9 protein-coding genes are annotated in these 11,665 nt (G+C 71.4%); 3 read left to right on the top strand and 6 right to left on the bottom strand.

Features of this window, described 5'->3' with window-relative positions:
* Positions 1-26: 26 nt before the first annotated feature.
* The 5 genes from PV396_RS44130 to PV396_RS44150 are packed head-to-tail and all read right to left on the bottom strand — an operon-like array spanning position 27 to position 5,936.
* Positions 27-953: a dioxygenase gene (locus tag PV396_RS44130; protein ID WP_319214025.1), complete on the bottom strand. Its 927-nt coding sequence runs from the start codon at positions 951-953 to the stop codon at positions 27-29.
* 7 nt (positions 954-960) lie between these two features.
* Positions 961-2,097 (bottom strand): maleylacetate reductase, encoded by a 1,137-nt coding sequence (locus tag PV396_RS44135; protein WP_319214026.1) that lies wholly within the window; start codon positions 2,095-2,097, stop codon positions 961-963.
* Positions 2,094-3,386: an MFS transporter gene (locus tag PV396_RS44140; RefSeq protein ID WP_319214027.1), complete on the bottom strand. Its 1,293-nt coding sequence runs from the start codon at positions 3,384-3,386 to the stop codon at positions 2,094-2,096. Before PV396_RS44140 ends, PV396_RS44135 begins: the two co-directional genes overlap by 4 nt.
* On the bottom strand, positions 3,383-4,933 hold the full coding sequence (locus PV396_RS44145; RefSeq protein WP_319214028.1) for a bifunctional 3-(3-hydroxy-phenyl)propionate/3-hydroxycinnamic acid hydroxylase: 1,551 nt from the start codon (positions 4,931-4,933) through the stop codon (positions 3,383-3,385). Before PV396_RS44145 ends, PV396_RS44140 begins: the two co-directional genes overlap by 4 nt.
* A 16-nt stretch (positions 4,934-4,949) precedes the next feature.
* On the bottom strand, positions 4,950-5,936 hold the full coding sequence (locus tag PV396_RS44150) for an amidohydrolase family protein (RefSeq protein ID WP_319214029.1): 987 nt from the start codon (positions 5,934-5,936) through the stop codon (positions 4,950-4,952).
* Between the two features lie 341 nt (positions 5,937-6,277).
* Here PV396_RS44150 and PV396_RS44155 point away from each other — a divergent pair, with 341 nt between their 5' ends.
* Entirely contained in the window at positions 6,278-7,060 is a 783-nt protein-coding gene (locus PV396_RS44155) for an IclR family transcriptional regulator (RefSeq protein WP_319214030.1), read from the top strand.
* 15 nt (positions 7,061-7,075) lie between these two features.
* Here PV396_RS44155 and PV396_RS44160 read toward each other — a convergent pair whose 3' ends face one another.
* Positions 7,076-7,885 carry a PaaX family transcriptional regulator C-terminal domain-containing protein gene (locus tag PV396_RS44160; protein WP_319214031.1) on the bottom strand — a complete coding sequence of 270 codons (810 nt, stop codon included), beginning with the start codon at positions 7,883-7,885 and terminating at the stop codon, positions 7,076-7,078.
* A 204-nt stretch (positions 7,886-8,089) separates the two neighbouring features.
* Here PV396_RS44160 and PV396_RS44165 point away from each other — a divergent pair, with 204 nt between their 5' ends.
* Both PV396_RS44165 and PV396_RS44170 read left to right on the top strand, forming a co-directional pair.
* Positions 8,090-9,586, top strand: a complete 1,497-nt coding sequence (locus tag PV396_RS44165) for an FAD-dependent monooxygenase (protein ID WP_319214032.1) — start codon at positions 8,090-8,092, stop codon at positions 9,584-9,586.
* On the top strand, positions 9,583-11,655 hold the full coding sequence (locus PV396_RS44170; protein WP_319214033.1) for an acetate--CoA ligase family protein: 2,073 nt from the start codon (positions 9,583-9,585) through the stop codon (positions 11,653-11,655). The genes PV396_RS44165 and PV396_RS44170 overlap by 4 nt, the downstream gene beginning before the upstream one ends.
* Positions 11,656-11,665 lie beyond the last annotated feature (10 nt).

The raw sequence follows: 11,665 nt of genomic DNA on the forward strand, positions 1-11,665 counted from the left end.
TGACCGTTTGAGCCCGGCAGCCGGGATCATGACGACCCTTTCAATCGAACGACATCGTCACCCTCTGCGACCGCTCCCCAAGATCTGTGCCAGACCCCCTTCCTGAGGACGATGTCGAAGCTTGCCGAGGTCCACGACCCTTCCAACCGACGGCCGCCCGGCGTCGGCGTTCCCGGGTGGTGGTGGTCGAGGGGGCGGACGAGCGACTCCTTCACGCCGAATACCGAGTCGCCGGCCAGGCCGGGATCGCCCGCGACGAAGATGTGCGTGGTGAGCGGGTGGAAGCCGGGGGCGGTCACCTTGAAGTGGAGGTGCGATGCCCGCATCGGTGAGCGGCCGGCGTGCTGGAGGAGCCGGCCGACGGGGCCGTCGTCCGGGATCGGGTAGGGCGTGGGGGTGAGCGCCCAGAACCGGTAGCCGCCCTCCGCGTCGGCGAACAGGTGCGCTCGCCCGGCCAGGGCACCGTCGTCGTACTGGACGTCGTACATGCCGTCGTCGTCGGCTTCCCACACCTCGATGCGGGCCCCGGCAACCGGGGTGCCGTCGGTGTCCGTGACCGTGCCGGTGACCCACGAAGGCTCGCCCTTCGCATCGCCCGCGATGTCCCCGCCGAGTTCGATCTCGGGCGAGTCCTGGACGAAGAAGGGGCCGAGGACCGTGGACTCCGTCGACTCGCCGTGGTCCGGTTCGCTCACCGCGACGGTGAGCATGGAGATGCCGAGGACGTCGGAGAGGAGGACGAACTCCTGCCGGTTGTCGGTCGTGATGTGACCGGACGCGGTCAGGAACTCGATCGCCGCGCCCCATTCGGCTTCGGTGAGGCGGGTCTCGCGCACGAACGCGTGGGCGTGCCGCACCAGCGCCTGCATGACCTCGCGGAACCGTTCGTCCTTCGCGGTGTCGAAGCTCGCGACGACCTGGTCGGTGAGGTGCTGTTCAGTCGTCTCAGGCATGTCAGTCTCAGTCCTCAAGGTTGCTCTTTGTGCCACGGGCGGTGACCGGTACCGGCACCGGGGTGTCGCCCCGGTGCGCGCGGCCGAGCAGCTCGCGCATCTCGTCGCGGTCGACCGGGCGCGGGTTGGAGTCCGGCACTTGGGCCATGACCAGGTCGGCGGCCCGGTCGAGTTCCTTCTCTGTCAGGCCCAACTCGTGCAGTGAGGAAGGGGGTTCGAGCTGCGCGTAAAGGGCGAGCAACGCGCCGAAGGGGTCGGTGCGTTCGTCGAGCGCGGCTCCGAGGTGCCTGGCCGCCTCGGGCGCTGCCGCCAGGTTGAGGCCGACCACGTGCGGAAGTACCACCGAGTGGAGGGCGGCGTGTTCGAGGTCGTACGCGCCCCCGAGGACGTGACACACCTTGTGGTGCAGCCCGGAGCCGGCTCCCGCGAAGGCGACCGCGCCGAGGTAGGTGCCGAAGAGGATCTCGCGGCGGGCCGCGACGTCCTGACCGTCGGCGACGATGCGCGGCAGTGCGGATGCCAGCGAGCGGACGCCCTCGACGGCCAGCGCGGAGCTGATCGGATTGTGGCGGGGCGCCCACCACGCGTCGACGCAATGGGCGAGGGCGTTGAGGCCGGACGTCACCGACAGCCTCGTCGGCAGGGACAGCATGAGTGTGGCGTCGTAGACGACGACCCGGGGGAGCACCTTCCGGTCGACGCCGGTGCGCTTGTGGCCGTCCTCGGTGAGGCCCCACACGGGGGTGGCCTCGGAACCGGCGTAGGTCGTCGGGACGGCGAGGATCGGCAGCCCGGTGGTGAGTGCCGCAGCCTTGGCGGTGCCCGTCGTCGACCCTCCGCCGACGCTCAGCAGCAGGTCGGCCCGGTGCTTGTGGGCCGCGGCCCGCACGGCCTGTGCCACCTCGGCCGGCACGTGCGGCCGGACGCCGCCGAAGACCGCCACGACCGGGATGTCCTTGCAGATGTCCTCGGCCAGGGCACGTTCCCCCTCGGCCGCGATCACCAGGACCCGGCTCGCGCCGAGCCCGGTGACCGCCGCGGCCACGTCCTCGCGGACCGTGCCCGAGCCGAAGACGACCCGCTGGCCCCAGGATTCGTAGACGACCGGCGATTCGTGGACGACCGGCGAAGCGACGTCGGTCACACCTTCACCGCCCGCGCTCGGGGCACGGCACTCGCTGCGAACGCCCCGACGAGCGCGGGGACGGCGAAGGCGTAGAAGGCCCACTCGACGTCCGCGCCCGAGCCGAGGACGAACGCGCCCAGGGACGGGCCGGCGATCGCGCCGAAGCGGCCGATGGACAGGGCCCACGCGAGGCCGTTGCCGCGGACGGCGTCCGGGTACCTGGTCACGATGAACGCGTTGCCGAGGATCTGCGAACCGATGAACCCGAACCCGCTGATGAACATGAGCACGAACATGACGGGCGTCGGCGGACGGGTGCTCATCGCGATCAGGCTCACCGTGCCGACCAGGAACGCGACGACCACGACACGCTTGGCGCCGAGCGCGTCCGCGACCCGGCCGCCGACGATGGCCCCGACACCGACGCCCAGCCACATCGCCGCCGTCTGCAGCAGTGCCGAGCCGAGGGAGAAGCCGGCGGCCTGCATGATGCTGGGCAGCCAGGTGCTGATGCCGAAGACGAGCAGGAGCCCGCAGAAGGACATGGCCCAGAACAGCAGGGTCGACACCGCGAGGCCGCCCGTGAGCAGCGATCCGAGGCCGAGCATGCGGCCGGGGTCCGACGTCGGCGCGGCGACCGACGGGGCGAGGCCGTGCTGCTCCTCCACCGCTCTCGCCTCGGCTGCGCGGCCCGTCCGGTGGAGGTGGAACGGGCTCTCGGGGAGCCGGAGCACGAGCGGTATGGCCAGGAACACCGGGAGCACGCCGATCACGTACAGCCAGCGGTACGAGACGTCGGGAAGCAGGGCGGTGCCGAGCAGCGGGGAAAGCAGGGCGCCGGCCGCGTAGCCGCTCATGATCAGGGCGACGTTGCGGCTGCGACGGCCCGGCTCGCTGAGGTCGGCGACGTAGGCGTTGATGGTGGGCAGTACGAGGCCGAGGCCGAGGCCGACGACGAGGCGTCCGGCGCCGAACGACGGGACGCCACCGGCGAAGGTGCAGACCGCCATCCCGAGCGAGAACACGGTGCTGCCGACGAGCAGGAGCCGACGTGGGCCGGTGCGGTGGAGCAGGGCTCCGGCGAGTGCCGCGCCGATCAGCATCCCGATGCCGACGAGGGAGCCGATCGTGCCGGCCTCGGCCTTGTCGATGCCGAGTGAGGGGTCGCCGAGGATCGCGGGGACGGTGACGCCGTACACGGCGAGGTCGTAGCCCTCGAGGGACGCGACGACCCAGGCGGCGATCAGCATGAACGTGCTCGCGGACACTCTGCGGACCTGCGGGCGGACGGCGGCGGGTGCGGTCATGGCCGGATCCCTTCTCCAGCTGTGGCAGGAGCCTGTACCGGCTCGACTGCTGAGGCAAGTGTGGTCAGGAGCGCCGGGACGTCGAGGAGGACGCCCACGGTGCCGAGGATGTAGAAGTCGGGCCGCCACAGCACGGCTGTGCGGCCGGTCTCGTCGAACCAGCGCCCGTAGACGCCGCCGACATCGGTGATCCCCTCCGTGGTGAGGCGGCGGTCGGTGAGGTGGTGGACGGCCACGCCGAGTCGGGCGGCCGCTTCTGTGGTCGAGGCGTCGAGCGAGGCGCCGGCCCGGCCGTCTACGAGGAGCACGAATCCGCGTCCGAGAACCTCGTCGAAGAGCCCTTCGGCGCCGTGCGACTCCACCCGGCCCTGCGGCATCAGGTGCCCGGCCTGCGGCGACTCGTCGTGCAGGCCGGGGCCGAGGCCCGGGAAGCGCATCTTCTCGGGGCGCCCGTCCGCCTCGCGCAGCGCGATCAGGCGGGTGTCCCGCTCGGCGGCGGCCACCGGATCGCGCATGGTCTGTACCCGGCCCAGTTCGATGCCCTTGGCGATGATGGCCCGCACATGCGGCTCGCGTTCGCTCTGGTAGGTGTCCAGGAGCGCGTCGTCGGCGCCGCGCAGCACGGCGTCGAGCTTGAAGGCGATGTTCTGGGCGTCGCGGATGCCCGAGCACATGCCCTGTCCCAGGAACGGCGGCATCTGATGGGCCGCGTCCCCGGCGAGAAGGACCCGGTCGCTGCGCCAGCGCTCCGCGACGAGCGAGCGGAACGTGTACGTGGCGACGCGGACGAGTTCGGCCTGCGAGCGGCCGACGTGGCCGGCGACCCGGGCCCACACCCGGTCGGGCTCCCGCTCGACGGGGAAGGAGTCCGCCGAGTCGAGCATGAAACTGAACCGGTGGTGCCGGGGGCCCAGCGAGATGATCGACACCGGCTGCTTCGGGTCGCACACCTGACGGGCCTTGGGAATGTCCGTGGGACCGGTCAGGCGGAAGTCGCAGACCATCCACGGCTCGGAGAACCCGTAGTCCTCCTGCCCGACGCCGAGCCAGGTGCGGGTGAAGCTGTTGCCGCCGTCGCAGGCTACGACGTACCGGGCCGAGACGGCCGTGTCGCTTCCCTCGACCTGGATGTCCACGCCGTGGGGCGTGCTCCGCAGGCCGTCGACCCGGGAATCCATGCGGATCTCGACGTTTCCGAGACCGCGGACCAGGCCGTCGAGGGTGTCCTCCAGATAGGGCTGGTACATCATGTACCACTCCGCCCAGCCCTGGCCGCCGACGGCGGCGAAGTCGTGCTCGATGAGGAGCTCGCCCGCGCCGTTGCGCCACTCGTAGTTGCGCTGGACGTGCAGGGTGGGCAGCAGATCGCGGGAGATTCCGAGGCGGTCGAAGGTCCGCATCGTCTCGTCGTCGAAGATGGCGGCGCGCGGAAGGTTGTAAAGAGTCGGGTACCGCTCCAGGACGACCACGTCGTGGCCTGCCTGACCGAGCAGCGCCGCGGTGACCATGCCGACGGGCCCGTACCCGATGACGGCGACGTCGTACACGTGCGTTCCCTTCCGCTCAGACACCCGCGAGGGCGGGCGTGGTGGTGAGGCCGAGGAGCTTCTCGGCGTTCTGGTGGCCGATCTTGAGCCGGTCGGCGTCGCTGATCGGGGCGTCCCGCAGGAACGCCGTGGCCGTCTCGATGTCCTCGAAGGGGTAGTCGGTGCCGAAGAGGATGTGGTCGGCGCCCATCGACAGCAGGGCGGTGAGCAGCGGGGCGGGGGAGCAGACGCCGCTGGTCGTGATGTAGAGGTTGTGCCGGATGTACTCCGAGGGGCGCCCGCGCTTGAGCTCGATGCCGTGGTGCGCGTGGAACTCCCAGCGGGAGTCCATGCGCCACATCACGTAGGGCAGTCCCTCTCCCATGTGGCCGAGGAGCAGCTTGGCGTTCGGGAAGTCGTCGAAGACCCCGCCGAAGATCAGGCGCAGGGCGTGGGTGGCGGTGTCGATTCCCCAGCTCCACATCGGTCCGACGAGTTCGGGGTGACCGGAGAGCACGTGCGCGGTGTCGACGCCGTTGGCCGGGTGCAGATAGAGCGGTACGTCGAGGTGTTCGGCGCGCTCCCAGACGACGCGCAGGGCGGGGTCGTCCAGGTACCTGCCGTGGGTGTGCGCGTTGACGAGGGCGCCGCGCAGGCCGAGCTGGGTGACCGCGCGTTCCAGTTCGTCGGCGGCGGCCTTGGGGTCCTGCAGCGGCAGGGCGGCGAAGCCCGAGAAGCGGTCGGGGTGCTCGGTGATGACACCGGTGAGGAAGTCGTTGACGGTGATCGCCTGGCGTACGGCGGAGGCCGGGTCCTTCTCCGCCTGGAGGCCGGGGGAGTTGAGTGAAAGCACCTGCATGTCCAGGCCGGAGGCGTCCATGGCGTCGAGGCGTTCCTCGGTGAGGTCGAGGAGCCGCCGGGAGGCCTCGGCCCACGCATGGGGCTGGGCGATGGAGGCGGTGGAGGCGCCGTGGCCCACCAGGTCAGGGGTCACGAAGTGTTCTTCGAGGCCGATCAGCTTCATCGCGGAGTTCTCCTCGGAGGGATCTTGTATGCGGGAATCCCGTACGCGGGCCTCGTTCTGCCGTTGAGGTCCCGTAGGCAAGGCGGGTGCGGCGGCGCCAGGCTCGGTGTGAGTGGCCGGGCGGATGGGATGCGCGGGGTGCGTGCGCCGGAGGACGAGTGGCTCCGGGCGGCTGCGAGACGGGCCGCCGTGGGGCGGGACTGTCGGGGGAGGTGACCGCCACCGCTCCCGCAGTTCACCAGAACGTAACGCGTTCCGCAATAGTGAATGTAAGATCCGTTGTATCGGCCGCCTGGATAGGCTGACCGCGTTCATGCACCGGCAGGGGAGAAGGCTGCGCTGTGACCACGACTGACCCCAGGGAGAACGGGGAGCGGCAGGGCATCCAGTCCGTCGAGATGGCGATGAGGGTCCTGCTGGCGCTGGAGAGCGGCGGCGGTGCGCTGAGCCTGTCGGCGATCGCGCAGGCGAGCGGCATGCAGCCCAGCAAGGTGCACCGCTACCTCGTCAGCCTCGGCCGCATCGGTCTGACCTCGCAGGATCCCGCCTCGGGACTCTACGACTTCGGGGCCGCGATGCGCCGTATGGGCGCCGAGTCGCTGCGCCGCACCAACGAGGTGGCGGTGGTGAGCGGCCACGCGACACAGCTCCGCGACCGCACGGGCCACTCCGTGAACCTCGCGGTGTGGGGGGACCGCGGCCCCATCGTGGTGAGCTGGGCGTACGGCACCCGCCCGCTGCCCCTGACGGTGCGCGTCGGCGCCACGCTTCCCCTGCTCACGTCATCCGTGGGCCAGGTCTTCCTGGCGCACCTGCCCGAGAGTCTCACGGACGAGGTGCTGAGCGGAGAGCTCCGCGGCAGGGAGGCGGAGTGGACGAGCGAGCGCCTCGCCGCCACCCGGGCGCGGATCCGCGGCGCCGGGCACGTCGTGACGCACAGCGGCGTGATCCCGGGCATCATCTCGGTCGCCGCGCCGGTCTTCGCGGCAGGCGACCCGCTGCCGCTCGCCGTCTCCGTCGTCCTGCCCGAGAGCCTGGGCACACCGGACCACCTGGCCGAGGTGACCGAGGAGCTGCGCGACACCGTGGCCGCGGCCTCGCACGAGCTGGGGTATCTGCCGTAGACAGCCCTACGAGCCCTACGTGAGGGGACGCGGGCCGGCCACCTCGTCGTAGTAGGACTCGGCGGCGGGGCCGAGGACCTCGTGGGCCTCCAGGAACATCTCGTGCGCCTCGTGGCCCACCCAGCCCGCGGGAAGGAGATCGGTCGGCAGGTCCGGGTCGCGGAAGGGGAACTTGCGGTAGTCGTAGGTCAGCCGCATGCGCTCGACCATCGCCTCCTCGGGGCTGAGGTGCCCGGCCCGGTACGACGGCATCCGGCTGCGGTAGGTGCGCAGCAGCTCCCGGTAGTCCTCGTTGAGGGCGGCGAGGTCCCAGCCGCGCGCCGCCATCTCGCGGTCCACGGGCAGACCGCCCGACTGGCAGCGCAGGGTGTCCAGGCGCATGGCCGGCTCGTCCGCGAACTTCTCCCGGACCTGCTGGAGCCGGTCGTGCGGGGAGACGTAGGTGGACGGGGCCAGGGGGCCGAAGCCCAGCCACGCCAGCTCCTTGCGGATGCGGTCGCGTACACCGCGCTCGGTCTCGGGGACCGAGTAGATGACCATGTGCCAGTGCCGGTCCCAGTCGGACGGGGCCCGGTCGAAGATGCGTGCGCGGCCCTCGTCGAGGAGCTGGAGACTGCGCTTGTTGAGCGTGTAGACCGTCTCCCTGCCCTCGCGTCGGACGTCGAACCAGTCCTCCTTGCGCAGCCGCGCGAGGACCACCCGTACCGTGCTCTCGCCGACACCGAAGCAGCCCATCAGCGTGCTGAGGGTACGCAGCCGGGCGGCGCCGCCGCGGTAGCGGACGTAGTCGCCGAACAGGTCGAAGACGATCGATCGAGGCTTCACGGAACCGACTATGCCACAGGGGCGACCGTCACAAGAACCAACCGTCGGACTGGCTAGATGCTTGGTTTTGCTGTGGAAACAGCCCCTCCGAAGCGCAACAAATTATTCACGCCCGTGCATCCATTGACACGAGATATGTCTGGGCCTGAGTCTTGGCCTGTACTCGACGTGGAGGCAGGAGCCATGGTTACTCGGATCGCTTGCGTGGGAGGCGGCCCCGGTGGGCTGTTCTTCGCAGCGCTCATCAAGCAGGCCGATCCGTCGGTCGAGGTGACGGTCTTCGAACGCAACCGCGCGGAGGACACCTTCGGCTTCGGCGTGGTGTTCTCCGACGCGACCCTGGCCGCGATCCACGCGGCCGACCCCGTGCTGCGCACGGCTCTCGCCGACCACGGCCGGCACTGGGACGACATCGAGGTGCGGCTGAAGGGGCAGCGGATTCGGTGCGGTGGCAACGGCATGGCCGCCATCACCCGCAGGACCCTGCTCCAGCTGCTGCACCGGCGGGCCGAGGAGGTCGGGGTCGAGCTCCGGTTCAGCCACGAGGTTCCCGCCGATCCGGCCGAGCTGGCCGACTACGACGTGATCGTGGCCGCCGACGGGGCGAACTCCCGGCTGCGCGACCGCCTCGCCGACGTGCTGGTGCCGGAGGTGGAGGTCGCGACCGCGAAGTTCATCTGGTTCGGCACGGACTATCTCTTCGACGGCCTGACCTTCGTCCACGAACACGGCCCGCACGGCACGTTCGCCGTGCACGGCTACCCGATCAGCGACAGCGTGAGCACCTTCATCGTCGAGACGGACGACGAGTCCTGGCGCAGGGCGGGCCTCGCCGAGTTCGACACAGCGGTGCCGCCCGGCCCGAGTGACGAGAAGAGCAAGGCGTACCTGGAGAAGCTCTTCGCCGAACAGATCGACGGGCACGAACTGCTGGTCAACAACTCCCGCTGGGGCAACTTCCGCACCCGGCGCACCCGGCGCTGGCACAGCGGCAACGTCGTCCTGCTCGGCGACGCCGCGCACACCGCGCACTTCTCCGTCGGCTCCGGTACGAAGATGGCACTGGAGGACGCCGTCGCCCTCGCCGACAGCCTCCTCGCGCACCGCGACGACCTGCCGAGCGCCCTGGAGGCGTACGAGGCGGCCAGGCGCCCCTCGGTGGAGAGGATCCAGGGCTCCGCCCGGCCGAGCCTGTCCTGGTGGGAGCACTTCGGGCGCTACCACGACGCGTTCGAACCGACGCAGTTCGCCTTCCATTTCATCTCCCGCAGCATCGGCAAGGGACGCATCGCGCGCCGCGACCCCGAGTTCGTCGACCAGGTCGCAGGGGACTGGCGGGCGGCACACGACGGACACGACCCCCTGGACACCCCCTTCAGGGAGTTCGGCGGACGGCGGCTGACGTCGCAGGAGCTCACGGCGCTGCGCTCCAGCGGATGCCGGTGGCTCACCGCACCCGAAGGTGAGACTCAACTGCCGCCAATCTACGCCGAGTTGGCCGAAACCCTGAGTGGTGACGATCCGCCGGACCTGGTCGCCGTACAGGGCGGAACCCCGTTCACCCGGTCGCTGCTCGCCGAACAGGCCCGGCTGGTGCACGGCATCCCCGTACTGATCGTGGAGGACACGATGGACGACGATCGCGCGGAGACGCTGCTGCTGTCCGGGCGCGCCGACCTGGTGGCGGGAGAGCGGGCATGAGCACCGATCTGACGCCGCTCTTCGCGCCCGAGGGCGTGGTCGTGATCGGCGCCTCCCGGCAGAGCGGAAAGCTGGGCGCCGCCATGGCCCGCTCGCTGGCCCCCTTCCCCGGCGCCCGAGCCCTGGTCAACGCACGCCGCCCGGAGCCCGGCGAGGGCGTGTACGCGTCGGTCGCCGAAGCAGCCGCACACACCGCCGGACGGCTCGACCTGGCCATCCTGTGCGTGCCCGCGGCCGGCTGCGCGGACGCACTGGCCGAAGCGGCCGCCGCCGGCTGCCGGGCAGCGCTGGTCTGCGCCGGCGGTTTCGGTGAAGCGGGCCCGGCGGGCGAGGCACACGCGGACGCACTGCGCCTCGTCGTCCAGGAGACCGGGATCCGGCTGCTCGGACCGAACACCTCCGGATTCTTCGCCCCCCACCTGGGCCTGACGGCCAGCTTCGTGCCCGCGGCGGGGCAGCTCCCGGCCGGGGACATCGCGGTGGTCGCGGCCAGCGGCGGAGTCAACCACGCGCTCTCCTTCGACCTGGTCGCCGCCGGCAACGGCGTCAGCCTCGGCGTCGGCATCGGGGCAGGCCTCGGCGTCACCGCCGCCGACGTCCTGGCCCACCTCGCGGGAGACAGTCGTACGACGGCCGTGGCGCTGCATCTGGAGACGGTGCCGGACGGGCGAGGGCTGGTGGAGGCCGTACGGCTGGCGGCAGGCGTCAAGCCGGTCGTGGCCCTGGTCGTCGGCCGCAGCGACGTCGGTGACTTCGCCCGGTCGCACACCGGAGCGCTCGCCACCTCCTGGCGTACGACGCGGGCCGCACTGCGGCAGGCCGGGGCCGTGGTCGTGGACGACGAACGGGAGATGGTGGACGCGCTCACCGCGCTGTCCCGCATCCGGTTGCGTCCCCATCCGGACCCCGGACTCGCCATCGTGACCGCCCAGGCCGGGCCGGGGCTGCTACTGGCGGACCGGGCGGGTGCCGACGGCGTCCGGATGCCGGAGCTGACCGAGACCACGCAGCGGGCGCTGGGCGAACTGCTGCCCCCGCTCACCTATCAGCGCAACCCGGTCGACACGGGACGGCCCGCCGAGACCTTCGCGCGCGTGCTGGAGACAACGGCCACGGATCCGGCGGTGGACCTGCTCGCCGTCTACGCCCTCACCGAACCCGACAGCGTCGACCTCGCCTCGGCCGCCCAGGACGCCGGACTCGGTACCCACTCCCCGGCCGTGGTGGTCGTCGGCGGCCTGCCCGAGGACATCGCCGAACAGCGGGCGCGGCTGCACAAGGCGGGGATTCCGGCGCTGACCGGACCCGCTTCCGCCGCCAACGCCGTACGGGCCCTGGTGACGCATGCCCGACAGCGTGCCGTGCCCACCGACAAGGCCACTGACGGGTCGCGGCAGGAGCCGGCCGCCACCGTGCCGTCCGGCCCGCTGGACGAGGACGCCGCCAAGACGTTCCTCGCCTCGCTCGGCATCCGCACCCCGAAACGCCTCGCCTGCGACACCCGCGCCGATGCCCACCACGCCCTGCGCCTGCTGGGTGGGCCCGTCGCGGTCAAGGTGCTCGACGCCGCGATCCTCCACAAGACGGAGATCGGCGGAGTCCACCTGGGCGTGCGCACCCCCGACGAACTCGACACTGCCCTGGACGCCATCGGACCCGACCGCCGCTACCTGGTCGAGGCCATGGCCCCGGCCGGCGTCGACCTCGTGCTCGGCGCGCGCCGCGACCCCGTGTTCGGGCCGGTCGTCCTCGCCGGGCTGGGCGGCACGGCCGCCGAGGCGCTCGCCGACGTGGCGATCCGGCTCGCCCCGCTCTCCGTCGCGGAGGCCGCCCAGATGCCCGACGACCTGGCCGCCCGCGCCCTGCTCGACGGCTGGCGCGGCGGGCCGGTGCTCGATCGCGCCGAGTTCGGGCGGGTCGTCTCGGCACTCGGCGCCTGCCTCGCCGCGAGCTCCGACACCGCCGAGATCGAGATCAACCCGCTGCGGCTCACGGCCGACGGACTGATCGCACTGGACGCCGTGATCGTCCCCACCGCTTCCCCCGCACAGGCCGCACAGGACCGTTAAGGAGAACGAC

Source organism: Streptomyces sp. ME02-8801-2C (assembly GCF_033793965.1).
Lineage (GTDB): Bacteria > Actinomycetota > Actinomycetes > Streptomycetales > Streptomycetaceae > Streptomyces.